The following is a 17,390-nucleotide window of genomic DNA, read 5'->3' as shown; positions in this document are numbered from 1 at the left end:
TGACGCGGTTACTCGCGTTTCGTGTCAGAAACCGTACTTTCGTTGAGGAGGATGCGCGTGCGGTCGGTGGCAACCGTGTTTCTGTGGCTCATCACCACCGCTCTGCTCGCGGTCGCCGTCCCGACGATGTGGGCACAGCGGAACGTGGTCGACGCCAACGGGTATTCGGCGTTAACGGAGTCGGCGGCCAAGGACCCGCAACTACAGAAGCCGATGGCGGGGATCCTCGCGACGGAAGTCTCGGCATATCTGTCCGACAACGGTTACGACGTCGACAACGGCATGATCCGGGGCGTCGCCTCGGCCTACACCGCAAACCCAACCTTCCCCGGCCAGTTCGCCCTGGCCAACACGGTCGGACACCGCTGGATGTTCACCGACTCGGCCCGACAGGTCGAGGGCACCGACGAGTGGATCCTCGACCTCGGCCCGATGCTCGCCGACGAGTCGTTCCGCCGGACGCTGGGCAACGTCGGGGTCGCGACACCCGAATCGCTGCCGGTACCGGTGTCCATCACGGACACCTGGCGGCCCGGTCAGCTCAAGCGGGTTTCGACGTGGGGGCCGTGGCTCAGCGTCGGTGCCGCGGTCCTCACCGGGGTGTTCGCTCTGCTGGTGCTCGCTGCGGCCCGCAGTCGTGGCAGAGCGCTTGCCGCACTGGGTGTTTCGGCTCTGATCGTGGGTGCTGCCGGTTGGGCCGGCGTGGAGGTGGCGCGGCGCTCCATCGACAACACGTTGAACCGGCTCTCGGGTGACATCCGCGAGGTCGCCGACGTGATGCTGGCCCACGCCGTGGACAGCTTTCACCACTGGCTGAACCTCACCTTGGCGGCGGGTGGAGTGCTCGTGGTGTTCGGTGTGCTCGTGTCGGCGCTCGGCGGGTTGCGCCGACGCGACGTTTAGCCCACCTCGGTATTGCTACCGTCAGTCCATGCCGTTCGTCTCCGACATCGCGGGCCCGCATGGGCCGGTCGAGATGTGGCCGCCCGTGGTCACCGGCGCGTTGCGCCGCACCAGCACCATCGACGCGTTGTTGGATTCCGGTCAGGGCTCGACGATGTGTGACGGGTCAGGACGTTTCTCTGGCGGCGCCTGGCTGTAGTCCCCCCACGGCCCGTCGCGGTGCTCGACCGCGGTCCGAACACCCTGTGTCTCAGCGGTTTCGATGAAGGACAGCGCGTCCGGTGTGTTCCGCATCAGCCCGTCGAGGATGCCGCCGAGTGTCTGGGTGGACGCCAGGCCCATGTTCTCGTAGGCCTGGTTGACGATCAGCTTCTGCGCCTGCAATTGCGACAGCGGGATCCGCGCAAGCCTCAACGCGATCTCCTCGACTCGAGCCTCGAGGTTCTTGAACGGAACGGACTCGTTGATGAGTTCGACTGCGGCGGCTTCCTTCCCGGTCAGGGGCTCACCGGTCAACGAGTGCCACTTCGCCTTCGCCAGGCTCAGCCGGTACAACCACATACCGGTGAGGTAGGCGCCCCACATGCGGGCGTATGGGGTACCGATCACCGCGTCGTCGCTGGCGATGACGATGTCGGCGCACAGGGCGTAGTCGCTTGCGCCGCCGACGCACCAGCCGTGCACCTGTGCGATCACGGGTTTGGAGGCACGCCAGATCGCCATGAACTTCTGCGTGGGGCCGGTCTCGCGGGTGCTGACCATCGCGAAGTCCTTACCGGGGTCCCAGCGGCCGTCGGTGTTCATCGCCTGGCCCCAGTGGGTGAAGCCGCCGCCGAAGTCGTAGCCGCCGGAGAACGCGCGGCCGGCGCCGCGCAGCACGATCACCTTGATCGCCGGGTCGCGTTCGGCCAGGCCGATCGCCGCCTCGATCTCGTCGGGCATCGGCGGGACGATGGTGTTGAGGTGGTCGGGGCGGTTGAGCGTGATGGTGGCCACGGGTGGCTCGGCGGCGTAGAGCAGCGTCTCGAACTGCGGCTTGGACTCCGGCGGCGTCATGGCTGCAAGTCTGGCAGAGCAAGCCCCGGGTATCGGATTCGGTGACGAATCGACTCACCGGAGACCGTGCGGCGGCAACGCTGATGGGTCTCGGGGTGGCGTCACCGCGACAGCCGCTTGCCGATGACGTTGAACCAGTTGTTATCGGAGTTCGGCGTACGACGGCGGACTCAGTCGGCGCCGGCCTCGCCGAGGGAGGAGAACCGAAGCGAGTCGTCCGAGACCAAGGTGTGCCAATCCTCCCTGTTTCGGCGAGTGTTATGGTCAGCCTCTCCTAACTTTGAGGTACGAATGAACCGCTATCTTGCGTGGGCCGCTCCCATCGCCGTCGCCGGCCTGATCCTGTCCGGGTGCTCGAACGGCAGCTCGTCCTCCGGCGGCGAGACGACGTCCGCCAACGGAACGGCGGCCGAGACCACGAGCGCCGCCCCCGCGGTCGACCCCGCTGTTCTGGACAAAGCCGCAGCCGACTACAAGGCCTACGCGCAGAGCAACATCGACGAACTTCAGCGCGTGGTCAAAGTCTTCACCGACGCCGTGCGTGCCGGTGACATCAAGGCAGCCCAGGACGCCTATGCGCCGTCGCGTCAGCCGTGGGAGCGTATCGAGCCGATCGCCGTGCTGGTCGAGGATATCGACCGCAAGATCGATGGCCGGGTGGACGACTTCGCAGGCGTCGACGACCGGGAGTTCACCGGCTGGCACCGCCTCGAGTACATCCTGTTCGAGCAGAACACCACCGAGGGCGCGGCACCGTTCGCCGATCAACTCGACAAGGACGTCGCCGGCCTGAAGGCCCAGTTCCCGTCGGTCGAGGTGAAGCCGATCGACGTCGCCAACGGCGCCGCCGAACTCATCGAAGAGGTGTCCGAGGGCAAGATCACCGGCGAAGAGGAGCGCTACTCCAAGACCGACCTCTGGGACTTCGACGCGAACGTGCAGGGGGCACGCGACGCCGTCGGCAAGTTGAACCCCGCTCTGGTAAAGGCAGATCCGGCGTTGCTGGGCGAGATCGACGCGGGAATCGATTCGGTATTCGAGACCTTGGCGCCCCTGCGCCGCGGTGACGGCTGGGTGCTGTTCTGCACCGAGAACGATCCGTATCCGTCGGCTCGCTGCCCGGAGGTCACCGTGACACCCGACGTCATCGACAAGCTGAAGGCCCAGCTCGCCGGGCTGTCGGAAAACATGTCGCAGATTTCTGGAGTGCTGAAACTGCAGTGACCGAAGGTCTTTCGCGCCGCGGCTTCATCACCGGCGCGCTCGGCACGGGCGCCGCGGTCGGCGTCGGTGCGGCCCTCGCCGGGTGCTCGCCGGACACCGGGGCGCCCGCGGCGGCGTTCGTCCCGTTCGAGGGGCCGCACCAGACCGGAATCACCGCGCTGCCCATCCCGGAACAGGGCCTGATCGCATCGTTCAATGTGCTGTCGAAGGATCGCGACGGCCTGAAGCGCACCCTGCAGGACCTCACCGAGGAGATCCGCGGGCTGATGGCGGGTAAGCCGCTCCAGACCCGTGATCCCGAGTACCCGCCCGTCGACTCCGGCATCCTCGGGGAGCAGCCGCCCGCAGACAACCTGTCGATCGTGGTCGGCGTCGGAGCTTCGCTGTTCGACGACCGGTTCGGGCTGGCCGATCGCAAGCCCAAAGAGCTGGTCACCATGCCGTTCCTGGCCAACGACCGGCTGGATCCCAAACTGTCCCACGGCGACCTGTCGATCATCATGGAGGCCGGACACACCGACACCGTCGTGTTCGCCCTGCGGCAGTTGATGCGCCGCACCCGCAGCGATCTGGTGCTTCGGTGGATGGTCGACGGCTATGCGAGGGGCATCGGCGCCGGCCGGGCATCGGAGGCCGCGACGCCACGAAACCTGTTGGGCTTCAAGGATGGGACGGCCAACCTCGATGTCGACGACGACGCGATCATGGATCGCCACGTCTGGGTCGGCCCGCAGGATGGCGAACCGGAATGGGCGGTCGGCGGCTCGTATCAGGCGATCCGAATCATCCGGATGTTCGTCGAGTTCTGGGACCGTACTCAACTCGTCGAGCAGGAGGCGCTGATCGGGCGCAGCAAGATCAGCGGTGCGCCGCTCGGGCTGGACGGCGAGTTCAGCGACCCCGACTACCCAGAGGACCCGGACGGCAAGCGAATTCCGCTGACCGCTCATATCCGGCTGGCGAATCCCCGCACACCCGAGACCGACGAGAACCTGATCCTGCGGCGGGGCTTCAACTACTCCAGGGGTTTCGACGGCGCGGGCCGACTCGACCAGGGACTGGCCTTCATCGCCTACCAGCGCAGCCTCGAGAAGGGCTTCCTGACCGTGCAGCGCCGGCTGAAGGGCGAACCGCTCGAGGAGTACATCCTGCCGGTCGGCGGGGGGTTCTTCTTCACGCTGCCCGGCGTCACCGGACCCGAGCGGTTCCTCGGGGACCAGTTGCTGCACTGAGCATCGACCACAGGAACTCGTGGATCAGCGCCGAGCGGAACGCGGTCTGGGCGTTGTCGGCCGCGCCCGCGTGACCGCCCTCGATGTTTTCGTAGTAGTGGACGGGATGCCCCGCGTCCTGCAGTGCCGCAGCCATCTTGCGCGCATGGCCGGGATGCACGCGGTCGTCACGGGTGGAGGTGGTGATCAACACGGGCGGGTACCGCCGATCGGCCGAAATATTCTGGTACGGCGAGTATTTCGCGATGAACTCCCAGTCGTCGGGGTTGTCCGGATCACCGTACTCGGCCATCCACGAAGCGCCCGCCAGCAGCAGATGGAACCGACGCATATCCAGCAGTGGCACGCTGCACACCAGCGCGCCGAACAGTTCCGGATAGCGCGTCAGCATCACACCCATCAGCAGTCCGCCGTTGCTTCCCCCCTGTGCACCGAGCTGTTCGACGGTGGTGATGCCTCGCGTAACGAGATCCCGTGCGACGGCGGCGAAATCCTCGTAGACGAGGTGGCGGTTCTCTCGCATCGCCTGTGTGTGCCACGTCGGCCCGTATTCGCCGCCACCGCGAATGTTCGCCAGCACGTAGGTGCCGCCTCGGCTCAGCCAGAGCCTGCCCAGGACGCCGCCGTAGCTTGGCGTGTTCGCGACCTCGAAGCCGCCGTATCCGCTCAGCAGTGTCGGTCCCGGCGCCTGCACGTGACGGTGTCCGACCACGAAATACGGAATCTCGGTGCCGTCCGCGGAGGCGACGAAGTGCTGGCTGACCTCGAGGTCGGCTGCATCGAAGAACGACGGCGCACGCTTGACCTCGGTGACCGCACCACCGGCGACACCCGATAGCAGCCGCGATGGGGTATCGAAACCACTTGAGTCCAAGAACATTTCGTCGCCATACTCGTCGACGTCGACCAGCACGGTGTTGGTGTTGGGCGGAATTCCCGGAATCTCGGCTCGCTCCCACGTTCCCGGTGTCACCACCTGCAGCTGGCTGATCACGTCGACGAGCGCGACGATGACCAGGCGGTCCCGCGTCCACGCGTAGTTCTCCAGGCTGGAGTGCTCATCGGGCTCGAACACAACCCGTAATTCGCGTGCGTCGTCGAGGTATTCGGCGTAGTTCGTGGCCAGCAGCGAACCTGCCCGGTACGTCGTCGGACCTACCGTCCAATCGGTGCGCGGCCGGATCAGCAACCATTCCCGGTGCACCGAGATACCGGCGTCGGTGGGAACCTCGATCGGTATCAGCTCCTCGCCGCGCAACTCGTAGCGGTATCGGTTGAAGAAGTCGAACGACCGCGTGATCAGCAACCGCTCGAAGCCCGGTGTCGCGTCATAGCCGCATCCCACGCTGACATCGGCAGCTTCGCCCTCGAACAGCGTCTGCGCCTCGGCGAGTGGGAGTCCGCGACGCCAGCGCTTGACGATTCGCGGATACCCGGAGTCGGTCAGCGAGCCCGGCCCGAAGTCGGTACCGACCAGCACGGTGTCGCGGTCCTGCCACGCCACGCTTGACTTGGCCTCCGGCAATGCAAACCCATCGGTGACGAACTGCCGTGTGGTCATGTCGAATTCGCGAACCACGGTGGCGTCGGCGCCGCCGCGGGACAGCTCGATGAGCGCGAGCGAGTAATCCGGCTCCAGCACCTCCGCGCCGGCCCACACCCAGTTCTCGTCGTCGACGCGCGCAAGCTCGTCGACGTCGATCAGCACATCCCAGTCGGGCTCTTCGGCGCGGTAGCTGTCCAGCGTCGTGCGCCGCCACAGACCGCGCGGGTTGTCCGCGTCGCGCCAGAAGTTGTACAGGTATTCGCCGCGCCTGCGTACGTAGGGGATGCGGGCGTCGGTGTCGAGCACCTCCAGCGCTTCGCTGCGCATCTGCTCGAAGCGGTCGCCGCCGAACCGAGCGACGGTCGGTTCGTTGTGCTTGCGCACCCAGTCCAGCGCGTCGTCGCCGGTGATGTCCTCGAGCCACAGATACGGGTCGTCTCCCACGGGACCCATTGTGGCGGTTCGGCGTAGTGTGAGCTCGGTTACACCGTTCGAGGGAGGTCGAAGATGACTGTTTACGCCAGGCCGGGTTCGGCGGACGCATTGATGTCGTTCGAGTCGCGGTACGGCAACTTCATCGGCGGGGAATGGGTGCCGCCGGCCTCGGGTGAATACTTCGAGAACCCAACGCCGGTAACCGGGCATGCGTTCTGCGAGGTGCCACGGTCGGGGGAGGCCGATATCGACAGGGCGCTCGACGCCGCGCACGGCGCCGCCACCGCATGGGGCAAGACGGCCGCTGGGGAGCGCGCCAACATTCTCAACAAGATCGCCGACCGCATCGAAGACAACCTCGAGTCGCTGGCGCTGGCCGAGTCGTGGGACAACGGCAAACCCATTCGCGAAACGCTCAACGCCGACATCCCACTGGCCGTCGACCACTTCCGCTACTTCGCCGGCGCAATCCGTGCGCAGGAAGGCTCGCTGTCCCAGATCGACGACGACACCGTCGCCTACCACTTCCACGAACCGCTCGGCGTGGTCGGGCAAATCATCCCGTGGAACTTTCCGATCCTGATGGCGACGTGGAAGCTCGCACCCGCCTTGGCCGCGGGCAACGCCGTCGTCCTCAAACCGGCCGAGCAGACGCCGGCCTCGATTTTGTATCTGATGAGCCTGGTCGGTGACCTGCTGCCCGCCGGCGTGCTCAACGTCGTGAACGGGTTCGGGTTCGAGGCGGGCAAGCCGCTGGCGTCGAGCAACCGCATCGCCAAGATCGCGTTCACCGGTGAGACCACCACCGGACGGCTCATCATGCAGTACGCGAGCCAGAACCTGATCCCCGTCACGCTGGAACTCGGCGGCAAGAGCCCCAACATCTTCTTCTCCGACGTGATGGCGGCCGCCGACGACTACCAGGACAAGGCGTTGGAGGGCTTCACGATGTTCGCCCTCAACCAGGGCGAGGTCTGCACGTGCCCGTCGCGCAGCCTGATCCAGGCCGACATCTACGACGAGTTCCTGGAGTTGGCCGCGATCCGCACCAAGGCCGTCCGGCAGGGCGATCCACTGGACACCGAGACGATGATCGGCTCGCAGGCCTCCAACGATCAACTCGAAAAGGTGCTGTCCTACATTGCGATCGGCAAGGACGAAGGTGCCCGCGTCGTCACCGGCGGAGAGCGCGCCGAACTGGGCGGCGATCTGTCCGGCGGCTACTACGTTCAGCCGACGATCTTCGAGGGCGACAACAGGATGCGGATCTTCCAGGAGGAGATCTTCGGGCCCGTCGTCGCGGTGACGTCGTTCACCGACTATGACGACGCGATCGCGATCGCCAACGACACGCTGTACGGGTTGGGCGCCGGTGTGTGGTCGCGCAACGGCAATGTCGCCTACCGTGCCGGTCGCGACATCAAGGCGGGCCGGGTGTGGACGAACTGCTACCACGCATATCCGGCGCACGCGGCGTTCGGCGGCTACAAGCAGTCGGGCATCGGCCGCGAGAACCACAAGATGATGCTCGACCACTACCAGCAGACCAAGAACCTGCTGGTGTCCTACAGCGACAAGGCGCAAGGGTTCTTCTGATGACGAGTGATTTCGGCGCGCATCCGATCGCTGCGCGATCAGCAGCGCGCCGAAATCCCGCTGGGGCGCCGCCGCGGGCGCTGATCACCCGGGCGGCCGCCGATCTGCTGGCCCGTCTGCAGGACAAGCACGGTGCGCTGATGTTCCACCAGTCCGGCGGCTGCTGCGACGGGTCGTCGCCGATGTGCTACCCCGACGGCGAGTTCGTCGTCGGCGACCGCGACGTGCTGCTAGCGGTGCTCGACGTCGGTGACGGCGTTCCCGTGTGGATCTCCGGCCCGCAATTCGACGCATGGAAGCACACCCAACTCGTGATCGACGTCGTCCCCGGCAGAGGCGGCGGCTTCAGCGTCGAAGCCCCCGAAGGGGTGCGGTTCCTGAGCCGAGGCCGGGCGTTCACCGAGGCCGAGAACCGGTCGCTGGCCGCCGCACCCGCCGTGACCGGGGCGGATTTCGCGCGGGGCGTCCGGCCGCCGGCGTCGGCCACGCACATCGTCGGTGATGCAATCGATGCCTGTCCGATACCTGACGCGCCGAGCGGTTAACCGGCCGAGCAGAGCTGTCCGCGTAGCCTTCCAAGCGTGATACCGCTTCCCCGTGCATGGGTGCTGACCAGCGCATTGCTGATCGGCGCCGCGGTGGGACTGATTCTTGGGATCGCCGCGACCCTGGTGATCGACGTCCCCGTGCGGCCCGACGTCGTCGTCGCGCTCGTCGTCGGCGTGCCCGGCGCGCTCGGCATGCTGGCGATTCTCGTGTCGGCGCGGCGCTGGGTGACGACGGTCGGCGCCTTCATCCTCGGTGTCGCGCCGGGCTGGTTCGGTGCGCTGGTGGCGATCCAGGCGGTGCACGGTGTCTGAGACCACCGAGACGCTGCCAGGCGATCCGACGGAGCCCTACACGCCGACGTTCAGCACGGACGAGTTCGGGGCGCTGGGGATGACCGCCGTCGAAGACCTGCGGCCGGAGCCGGTACCCGTTCCAGCGCACCCCGTGGTGGTGCCCGGCAACTACCGGCACCTCAAACGCTGGATGTTCGTGCTTGTCGTCGTGGGCGTCTGGGGGCTCTCCGCACTAGCGGGGTGGGGTTTCTACCACTGGTGGTATCACTCGATCGACAAGACGGCCCCGGTCTTCGTGGTGCTGGTGTTCGTGGTCGCCTCGACGGTGGGTGGCCTGCTTCTCGCCATGGCGCCGGACCGGCCCGTGGTCTCGGCGCTTGCGATCGCGGTCACGTCGGCGCCGATGGGCGCCGTGGCGGGCGCGGCGATCCTGCACGGCCTCTACTACTGCGAATGGGCAAGTCGGTGTTTCGCAGGCGTCATCCCTTACTAGGGTGGGGGCGTGACCCACTATGACGTCGTCGTTCTCGGAGCAGGTCCCGGCGGATACGTCGCGGCCATTCGCGCTGCCCAGCTCGGACTGAACACCGCCATCGTCGAACCCAAGTACTGGGGCGGCGTGTGCCTCAACGTCGGATGCATCCCGTCGAAGGCGCTGCTGCGCAACGCCGAACTGGCCAACATCTTCACCAAGGAAGCCAAACAGTTCGGCATCAGCGGTGACGTGACGTTCGACTTCGGTGCCGCCTTCGACCGCAGCCGCAAGGTCGCCGAGGGCCGGGTCACCGGTGTGCACTACCTGATGAAGAAGAACAAGATCACCGAGATTCACGGATACGGGAAGTTCAAAGACGACCACACCATCGAGGTCGATCTCAACGAGGGAGACACCGAGACCGTCGAGTTCGACAACGCAATCATCGCCACCGGCAGCAGCACCCGGCTGGTGCCCGGCACGTCGCTGTCGGAGAACGTGGTCACCTACGAAGAGCTCATCATGACGCGCGAGCTGCCGTCGTCGATCGTCATCGCGGGCGCGGGCGCGATCGGCATGGAGTTCGGCTATCTGCTGAAGAATTTCGGCGTCGACGTCACTATCGTCGAGTTCCTGCCCCGCGCCCTGCCCAACGAGGACGCCGAGGTCTCCAAGGAAATCGAGAAGCAGTTCAAGAAGCTCGGTGTCAAGGTGCTCACGGGCACCAAGGTCGAGTCGATCAGCGATGACGGGGCCGGTGGCGGCGAGGTCACCGTGACCGTCAGCAAGGACGGCAACTCCGAAGACATCAAAGCCGAAAAGGTGCTTCAGGCAATCGGTTTCGCGCCGAACATCGAGGGCTACGGCCTGGAGAACGCCGGGGTCGACGTCACCGAGCGCAAGGCCATCGGCATCGACGACTACATGCGCACCAACGTGCCGCACATCTATGCGATCGGTGACGTCACCGGCAAGCTGCAGCTGGCGCACGTGGCCGAAGCCCAAGGCGTCATCGCCGCCGAAACCATCGCGGGCGCAGAGACTCTGCCGCTGGGGGACTACCGGATGCTGCCGCGCGCGACGTTCTGCCAGCCGCAGGTCGCCAGCTTCGGGCTCACCGAGGAGCAGGCCCGCGACGAGGGTTACGACGTCAAGGTCGCCAAGTTCCCCTTCACCGCCAACGCCAAGGCGCACGGCGCGGGCGACCCCAGCGGCTTCGTCAAGCTGATCGCCGACGGCAAGTACGGCGAGCTGCTCGGTGGCCACCTGATCGGCCACGACGTCTCCGAACTGCTCCCGGAGCTGACCCTTGCGCAGAAGTGGGACCTGACCGCCACCGAGTTGGCCCGCAACGTGCACACGCATCCGACCATGTCCGAGGCACTGCAGGAGTGCTTCCACGGGTTGCTCGGCCACATGATCAACTTCTGAGCGTGGTTCAGACGGCCGGCGCAACGCGAGCGCTCTGGGTCGCCGGTATCGGCGGGCTGGCGGTCGGCCATATCCTGTGGCTGGCCGGTATCTCGCTTGCCACCGCGACCTCGAACGTCAGCACCTGGGTGCTGGTGGTGGCCGCGGTGTCGTTCGTCGCCGGCGGGCTCGCCGCCTGGCTGGGATGGCGTTCCTACCAGCGCAAAGCCGAAGTGTGGGCGGCGTTCCTGTGCGCCCTGCCGGTCTCACCCGTGCTGCTGTCGCTGATCGTGCTCGGCATCACTTATCTCTAGCCGATTGGTTCGCGAAACGGTATTCCATCAGACAAAGTGCGAGAAAAGTCCTGCCGGAATGCCGTTTCGCGGATATTCAGTCCGGAAAGTCCAGCGGCACTTTCAAAGTCGTGATTGTCGCCGCCAGCCCGTCGTACTGTGCGGCCAGCATGCAGAACTCGATCAGCTGCGGCTTGGTGAGGTGTCTGGCGAGCACGGCCCACGTCTCGGGCGACAGCCCCCGCGTCACGACGAACTCGTCGGTGGCGGTGATCAACGCGCGCTGACGGTCGGTCAGTCCCTCGGCGTCCGGACCCTCGAATATCTTCTTCTGCACATCCGGGCCGATACCGCGGCTGCGGGCCAACCGGCGATGCTGCTGTAGTTCGTATTCGCAGTCGCGCAGATGGCCGACGCGCAGGATGACCGTCTCGGCGTCCTGCACCGACAGCTTGCTGAGCATTCCCAGCAGCACCCCGCTGTAGGGCAGCCACGCCAGAAACAGAAGCCGATGTCGGCCAAGCACATTGAAGAGGCTGAACCGGGGTGCGCGGATTGCCCGTGCACCCAGCTTCGCGATGGCCCAGTTGAGGGGGCCGAGTTCCTTGAATCCACCGGGCGCGATGCGTGCCGACTCGAGTTCGCTCACCACAGCGAGTCTAGGGCTGCTTGACCAGGTAGGGCGAGACGGTGCTGCGGTGCTCGTCGATGTCGAGCGCACGGCCCAGCGCGGGGAAGGCACGCTGCGGACAGTTGTCGCGCTCGCAGACCCGGCAGCCCGCACCGATCGGCGTGGACACCCCACCGGACAGGTCGAGTCCCTCCGAGTAGACCAACCGGTGCGCATGCCGTAGCTCGCAGCCCAGGCCGATCGCGAACGTCTTACCCGGTTGCCCGTAGCGTTGCGCGCGGCGCTCGACCGTGCGTGCCACCCACATGTAGTTGCGCCCGTCGGGCATCTGCGCGACCTGTACCAGAATCTTTCCGGGGTTGGCGAACGTCTCGTAGACGTTCCACAGCGGGCAGGTACCGCCACTCGACGAGAAGTGGAATCCGGTGGCGGACTGACGTTTTGACATGTTTCCTGCGCGGTCGACTCGAACGAATGACAACGGTACACCGCGCATCGACGGTCGCTGCAGCGTGGAGAGCCGGTGTGCGATCGTCTCGTAGCTGACGGAATAGAACGCCGAGAGCCGTTCGATGTCGTAGCGAAAGTTCTCGGCGACATCGTGAAACTGCGTGTAGGGCAACACCATCGCGGCCGCGAAGTAGTTGGCCAGACCGAGTCGCGCCAACCGCGTCGATTCGTCGCTGGTGAACCTGCCCTCGCCGACGAGTTTGTCGATGAGCCCGCCGAATTCGAGATACGCCAACTCGACGGCCATCTTGAACGCCGTCCGCCCGGAGGAGAGGTGATTGTTGAGCTCCAGCGTCTTCGTCACCGGATCGTAGCGGTGCAGCACCGATTCGCCCAGATCGATGCGGCGCGCGATGCGGACCCCGTACACCATCGTCAGGCGGTCCGACAGTTGGCGGGCGAGCTCGGCCCGGTGCATGCCCATCCGGACGGTGAGGCCCTCGGCGGCGGTGTCGAGCTCGTGGAGATAGTTCTGTCGTTGGTAGAAGTAATCGCGCACTTCCTCGTGCGGCATCGTGATCGCACCCGATCCCGAGCCGAAGCCACCGCCGTCCGAGAACCGGTCCTCGGTGGCCGCCGCCAACCGGGTGGTGGTCAGCTGGTATCGGCGATGCAGGTTGACCATCGCGCGGGCCAAGTTCGGGTGCGCGGCCACCATATCCGCGATCTCCCCGATGTCGACGTCGATGTCCAGATCCCGGTCCAGCGTGACCTCGCGCAACTCGGCGACCAGGCGGGTGTCGTCCTCCGAGGCGAAGAACGTCGCGTCGACGCCGAACACCTCGGTGATGCGCAGTAGCACGGCCACGGTCAGCGGCCGCACGTCGTGCTCGATCTGGTTGAGGTAACTCGGCGAGATGTCCAGCATCTGCGCCAGAGCCGCCTGGCTGAAACCGCGTTCGTTCCGGAGCTGCCGTACGCGCGCCCCGACGAACGTTTTCGCCACGTCGACCAGCGTAGCAACGTGCTAACAGTGGCTTCGCATTGTTGGCAGATCGGCCGTTCTGGCTGGGTGTGGCAGGATCAGCGCTCGTGAGTACCAAGGGGGGACCGGGCCTGAACAAGGTGATGATGCCGGTGCCCGACCCGCACCCCGACGTGTTCGACATCGAGTGGCCGTTGCGGGTCGCCGACGTCGACCGGGAGGGCCGGCTCAAGTTCGACGCCGCCACGCGGCACATTCAGGACATCGGCTCCGACCAGCTGCGTGAAATGGGTTTCCAGGAGACCCACCCGCTGTGGATCGTGCGCCGCACGATGATCGACATGATCCGGCCGATCGAGTTTCAGGACATGCTGCGGCTCCGCCGCTGGTGCTCGGGCACGTCGAACCGGTGGTGCGAGATGCGGGTGCGCATCGATGGCCGCAAAGGCGGCCTCATCGAATCCGAGGCGTTCTGGATCAACATCAACCGCGAGACCCAGGGGCCGGCGCGCATCTCCGACGACTTCCTCGAGGGCTTGCGGCGCACGACCGACGTCGACCGGTTGCGGTGGAAGGCGTACCTGTCGGCGGGCAGCCGCGACGACGCCGACGAGATCCGCGACTACCCGATCCGGGTCAGCGACATCGACATCTTCGACCACATGAACAACTCGGTGTACTGGTCGGTGATCGAGGACTACCTCCACCATCACCCCGAGCTTGCGGGCTACCCGCTGCGGGCGACCATCGAGCACGACGCCGCGGTGGCGCTCGGCGACAAGATGGAGATTCTCAGCCACACCTACCCGCCGGGTTCGACGGACAAATTCGGTCCCGAACTGACGGACCGCACTGTTACAACGCTCACATATGCGGTCGGCGACGAGGTCAAAGCGGTCGCATCGATCTTCAACCTCTGATCACCCGTCATTTAACAGTACGGGCGTACTGACCTGCGGAAACGTGTTACCGGCGGGTAACTTCTGAACCGGTAAAGCACACGTATGTCTTCGCAGGTTTTGCAAATCGCCGGTACTGGTTGGCGAAAGTTCGCAAGCGAAACCGCTGGACCTGCGGTAATGGCATGAGGCATCCTCGTAGAAGCGAGTCGGACGGCGTTAACAAACCTAGCGCCGCAGTGAATAGATCTAAGGAGCGCCATGTCAACCGTTGGCAAGCCGAAGAGTGCCGAAGAAATTCAGCGCGACTGGGACACCAATCCCCGCTGGAAGAACGTCACCCGTGAGTACTCCGCCGAGGACGTCGTCGCGCTGCAGGGCACGGTCGTCGAGGAGTCGACCCTCGCGCGTCGCGGTGCCGAGGTGCTGTGGAACCAACTGCACGACATGGAGTTCGTCAACGCGCTCGGTGCGCTGACCGGCAACATGGCCGTCCAGCAGGTCCGCGCCGGCCTCAAGGCCATCTACCTGTCCGGGTGGCAGGTCGCCGGCGACGCCAACCTGTCCGGCCACACCTACCCCGACCAGAGCCTCTACCCGGCCAACTCGGTGCCGCAGGTGGTCCGGCGCATCAACAACGCTCTGCTGCGCGCCGACGAGATCGCCAAGGTCGAGGGTGACACGTCGGTGGAGAACTGGCTGGTGCCGATCGTCGCCGACGGCGAGGCCGGCTTCGGTGGCGCGCTGAACGTCTACGAGCTGCAGAAGGCGATGATCGCCGCAGGTGTCGCGGGTTCGCACTGGGAGGACCAGCTGGCCTCGGAGAAGAAGTGCGGTCACCTCGGTGGCAAGGTGCTGATCCCGACGCAGCAGCACGTCCGCACGCTGACCTCGGCGCGCCTGGCCGCCGACGTCGCCGACGTGCCGACCGTCGTGATCGCCCGTACCGACGCCGAGGCCGCCACCCTGATCACCTCCGACGTCGACGAGCGCGACCAGCCCTTCATCACCGGTGAGCGCACCAAGGAAGGCTTCTACCGCGTGCGCAACGGCATCGAGCCGTGCATCGCACGCGCCAAGGCCTACGCGCCGTACGCCGACCTGATCTGGATGGAGACCGGCACCCCCGACCTCGAGCTGGCCAAGCGGTTCGCCGAGGGCGTGCAGGCCGAGTTCCCCGACCAGATGCTGGCCTACAACTGCTCGCCGTCGTTCAACTGGCGCAAGCACCTCGACGACGCGACGATCGCCAAGTTCCAGAAGGAGCTGGGCGCGATGGGCTTCAAGTTCCAGTTCATCACGCTGGCCGGCTTCCACGCGCTGAACTACTCGATGTTCGATCTGGCCTACGGCTACGCCCGCAACCAGATGACCGCCTACGTCGAGCTGCAGGAGCGGGAATTCGCCGCCGAGGAGCGCGGTTATACCGCGACCAAGCACCAGCGCGAGGTCGGCGCCGGCTACTTCGACCGGATCGCCACCACGGTGGATCCGACCAGCTCCACCACCGCGCTGAAGGGTTCCACCGAAGAGGGCCAGTTCCACTAGGCCGTTCGCTTTCGCCGAGACCTGCACCAGGGCTGCGATCGTTCGCGATCCACAGCCCTGGTGCAGAATTCGACGTTATGAGCACAGAGATTGAACGAGTCGGCGTCGTGGGCGCCGGGCAGATGGGTTCGGGCATCGCCGAGGTGTCGGCCAAAGCCGGCGCAAACGTCGTCGTCTACGAACCGACCGAGGAACTCGTCGAGTCGGGGCGCAAGCGCATCACGGGCTCGCTCGAGCGGGCGGCGAGCAAGGGCAAGCTGACCGAAAGCGACCGCGACGCCACGCTGGCTCGCTTGACCTACACCACGGTTCTGTCCGATCTGGCCGACCGTCAGCTGGTGATCGAGGCCGTCGTCGAGGACGAGGCCGTCAAGGGCAGGATCTTCGCCCAGCTCGACGAGATCGTCAGCGACCCCGACGCGGTACTGGCGTCGAACACCTCGAGCATCCCCATCATGAAAATCGCTGCGGCGACGAAGAATCCGAGCCGTGTGCTGGGACTGCACTTCTTCAACCCGGTGCCGGTGCTGCCGCTCGTCGAACTCGTCAACACGCTGGTGACGTCAGCGGGTGCGCTCGCCCGAACGGAGCAGTTCGCGACCGAGTTGCTTGGTAAACAGGTGGTGCGCTGCACCGACCGCTCCGGGTTCGTCGTCAACGCGCTGCTGGTGCCGTACCTGTTGTCGGCGATCCGGATGGTCGAGGCGGGCGTCGCGACGGTCGAGGACGTCGACAAGGCGATCGTGGCCGGGCTGTCGCATCCGATGGGGCCGTTGCGGCTCAGCGATCTCATCGGGTTGGACACCATGAAGCTTATCGCCGACTCGATGTTCGAAGAGCTCAAGGACGCGCACTGTGCGCCACCGCCGCTGCTGTTGCGGATGGTGGAGGCGGGCCAGCTCGGCAAGAAGTCCGGCCGAGGCTTCTACACGTACTAGGCGTCCAGCGCACGGCGATCAGATGGAGCAGCCGCGGCTCCTGAGCGCCTCGCGTACCCGGCGCAGTATCTCTACTCGTTGATACCGCAGGTGACGCGTGCTGACCCGCACGATCAGCCAGCCTTGCGCGGCCAAGAACTCCAGCCGTTCGATGTCTCCCGCGTGAATGTCCGGACTCGTCCAATGCTGCATTCCGTCGTACTCGACGCCCACCTTCCACTGGCGCCAGCCCATATCGATTCGGCGATTGCCAACGCGAATCTGCGTGGCCAAACGAGGCAACCCGTCACGGACGAGCAGCAGGCGAAGCTCAGTCTCTTTCGGTGATTCCGCGCCGCCGTCGACGAGATCCAACGTCGCGCGCAGTTCACGAATGCCCCGTGCGCCGGGATGGCGGTTCGCGATGCCGTGCACTTCGGCGATGGTGCACCCGGTCGCGTTGAGTAGGGCGTCGATTCGCATGATCCCCAGATCCCCGGTACCCGCCGGCCGAGGTCAAAAGCCGTCCGAGCGGGTGTCGTGCAGTCGTAGCTGCCCCGCACGCAGACCTCGTCATCGGCGAGCGTCCCACTGTAGATGACGATTCCGCGCGGAGATCGATGCCGTATTCGTGCCAGTTCCGCCGGTCTGTCGGGCGGTAGCCAGCGAGTTCCGAACATCGCCGCGGCCGAATGACCGAACAGTGTCGCTTGTCCGCGAGACCAAAGCCACGCGGCATGTGCTCGAACACGCGCGTCGAGTTCCATTCCTGTCGGCGCGTATACGTTGTGGTGCACCTTGAAGTAGTTGGTGCGCAGGTCGTGACGTGTCACGATGCCGGCTGCGAGTGCGTCGCTGCCCACGATGAGACGGTCCATATCCAGTTAGATGCCGGGAGCGCTCTACCGGTTCCACGAGACTGCGGTTTATGAGAGAAATCGGCCGAGA

Annotated in this window: 17 protein-coding genes and 1 pseudogene; 13 read left to right on the top strand and 5 right to left on the bottom strand. The window is 65.7% G+C overall.

Annotation, left to right across the window (positions count from 1 at the left end; translation table 11 throughout):
- The first annotated feature begins 57 nt into the window (after window positions 1-57).
- The gene (locus tag QGN32_RS09125) at window positions 58-903 is read left to right on the top strand and encodes a hypothetical protein (protein WP_326548251.1); all 846 of its coding nucleotides are present in this window, start codon (window positions 58-60) and stop codon (window positions 901-903) included.
- Window positions 904-931: 28 nt separating this feature from the next.
- The gene (locus QGN32_RS09120; protein ID WP_326548250.1) at window positions 932-1,102 is read left to right on the top strand and encodes a hypothetical protein; all 171 of its coding nucleotides are present in this window, start codon (window positions 932-934) and stop codon (window positions 1,100-1,102) included.
- On the opposite strand, the gene QGN32_RS09115 is transcribed toward QGN32_RS09120, so the two are convergent.
- Entirely contained in the window at window positions 1,045-1,959 is a 915-nt protein-coding gene (locus QGN32_RS09115; protein WP_326548249.1) for a crotonase/enoyl-CoA hydratase family protein, read from the bottom strand. The genes QGN32_RS09120 and QGN32_RS09115 overlap by 58 nt on opposite strands.
- Window positions 1,960-2,250: 291 nt before the next feature.
- Between QGN32_RS09115 and QGN32_RS09110 the strand changes: the two genes are divergently transcribed.
- Both QGN32_RS09110 and QGN32_RS09105 read left to right on the top strand, forming a co-directional pair.
- A complete protein-coding gene (locus tag QGN32_RS09110; RefSeq protein ID WP_326548248.1) occupies window positions 2,251-3,183 on the top strand; it encodes an EfeM/EfeO family lipoprotein in 933 nt (310 codons plus the stop codon).
- Window positions 3,180-4,415 carry a Dyp-type peroxidase gene (locus tag QGN32_RS09105; RefSeq protein ID WP_326548247.1) on the top strand — a complete coding sequence of 412 codons (1,236 nt, stop codon included), beginning with the start codon at window positions 3,180-3,182 and terminating at the stop codon, window positions 4,413-4,415. The genes QGN32_RS09110 and QGN32_RS09105 overlap by 4 nt, the downstream gene beginning before the upstream one ends.
- On the opposite strand, the gene QGN32_RS09100 is transcribed toward QGN32_RS09105, so the two are convergent.
- Window positions 4,372-6,414, bottom strand: a complete 2,043-nt coding sequence (locus tag QGN32_RS09100) for a prolyl oligopeptidase family serine peptidase (protein ID WP_442791800.1) — start codon at window positions 6,412-6,414, stop codon at window positions 4,372-4,374. The two genes, QGN32_RS09105 and QGN32_RS09100, sit on opposite strands and share 44 nt — an antisense overlap.
- A 54-nt stretch (window positions 6,415-6,468) precedes the next feature.
- Here QGN32_RS09100 and adh point away from each other — a divergent pair, with 54 nt between their 5' ends.
- From adh to QGN32_RS09070, 6 genes are read left to right on the top strand one after another with little or no spacing between them, the layout of a single operon-like run.
- Complete coding sequence (adh, locus tag QGN32_RS09095) at window positions 6,469-7,992, top strand: aldehyde dehydrogenase (RefSeq protein ID WP_326548245.1); 1,524 nt, start codon at window positions 6,469-6,471, stop codon at window positions 7,990-7,992.
- Entirely contained in the window at window positions 7,992-8,537 is a 546-nt protein-coding gene (locus tag QGN32_RS09090) for a DUF779 domain-containing protein (RefSeq protein ID WP_326548244.1), read from the top strand. Before adh ends, QGN32_RS09090 begins: the two co-directional genes overlap by 1 nt.
- 36 nt (window positions 8,538-8,573) lie before the next feature.
- Window positions 8,574-8,852: a putative holin gene (locus tag QGN32_RS09085; RefSeq protein WP_326548243.1), complete on the top strand. Its 279-nt coding sequence runs from the start codon at window positions 8,574-8,576 to the stop codon at window positions 8,850-8,852.
- On the top strand, window positions 8,845-9,327 hold the full coding sequence (locus QGN32_RS09080; protein WP_326548242.1) for a hypothetical protein: 483 nt from the start codon (window positions 8,845-8,847) through the stop codon (window positions 9,325-9,327). The genes QGN32_RS09085 and QGN32_RS09080 overlap by 8 nt, the downstream gene beginning before the upstream one ends.
- 9 nt (window positions 9,328-9,336) lie before the next feature.
- Entirely contained in the window at window positions 9,337-10,740 is a 1,404-nt protein-coding gene (lpdA, locus tag QGN32_RS09075; RefSeq protein ID WP_326548241.1) for a dihydrolipoyl dehydrogenase, read from the top strand.
- A 2-nt stretch (window positions 10,741-10,742) separates the two neighbouring features.
- On the top strand, window positions 10,743-11,033 hold the full coding sequence (locus QGN32_RS09070) for a hypothetical protein (protein WP_326548240.1): 291 nt from the start codon (window positions 10,743-10,745) through the stop codon (window positions 11,031-11,033).
- 76 nt (window positions 11,034-11,109) lie between these two features.
- Here the strand turns inward: QGN32_RS09070 and QGN32_RS09065 are convergent, their stop codons facing one another.
- Both QGN32_RS09065 and ramB read right to left on the bottom strand, forming a co-directional pair.
- Complete coding sequence (locus tag QGN32_RS09065; RefSeq protein WP_326548239.1) at window positions 11,110-11,661, bottom strand: carboxymuconolactone decarboxylase family protein; 552 nt, start codon at window positions 11,659-11,661, stop codon at window positions 11,110-11,112.
- A gap of 10 nt (window positions 11,662-11,671) precedes the next feature.
- Window positions 11,672-13,099: an acetate metabolism transcriptional regulator RamB gene (ramB, locus tag QGN32_RS09060; protein ID WP_326548238.1), complete on the bottom strand. Its 1,428-nt coding sequence runs from the start codon at window positions 13,097-13,099 to the stop codon at window positions 11,672-11,674.
- A gap of 122 nt (window positions 13,100-13,221) precedes the next feature.
- Between ramB and QGN32_RS09055 the strand changes: the two genes are divergently transcribed.
- From QGN32_RS09055 to QGN32_RS09045, 3 genes are all read left to right on the top strand, one after another.
- Window positions 13,222-13,998 carry an acyl-ACP thioesterase domain-containing protein gene (locus QGN32_RS09055; RefSeq protein WP_326548999.1) on the top strand — a complete coding sequence of 259 codons (777 nt, stop codon included), beginning with the start codon at window positions 13,222-13,224 and terminating at the stop codon, window positions 13,996-13,998.
- A gap of 240 nt (window positions 13,999-14,238) precedes the next feature.
- A complete protein-coding gene (aceA, locus tag QGN32_RS09050) occupies window positions 14,239-15,525 on the top strand; it encodes an isocitrate lyase (RefSeq protein ID WP_326548237.1) in 1,287 nt (428 codons plus the stop codon).
- A gap of 77 nt (window positions 15,526-15,602) precedes the next feature.
- Window positions 15,603-16,463: a 3-hydroxybutyryl-CoA dehydrogenase gene (locus QGN32_RS09045; RefSeq protein ID WP_326548236.1), complete on the top strand. Its 861-nt coding sequence runs from the start codon at window positions 15,603-15,605 to the stop codon at window positions 16,461-16,463.
- Between the two features lie 18 nt (window positions 16,464-16,481).
- On the opposite strand, the pseudogene QGN32_RS09040 reads toward QGN32_RS09045, so the two are convergent.
- Window positions 16,482-17,320: pseudogene (locus QGN32_RS09040) on the bottom strand (endonuclease domain-containing protein).
- Window positions 17,321-17,390: the final 70 nt, after the last annotated feature.

The organism is Mycolicibacterium sp. ND9-15, assembly GCF_035918395.1.
Taxonomy (GTDB): Bacteria; Actinomycetota; Actinomycetes; order Mycobacteriales; family Mycobacteriaceae; genus Mycobacterium.
This window is presented reverse-complemented; position numbering and strand designations above follow the sequence as displayed.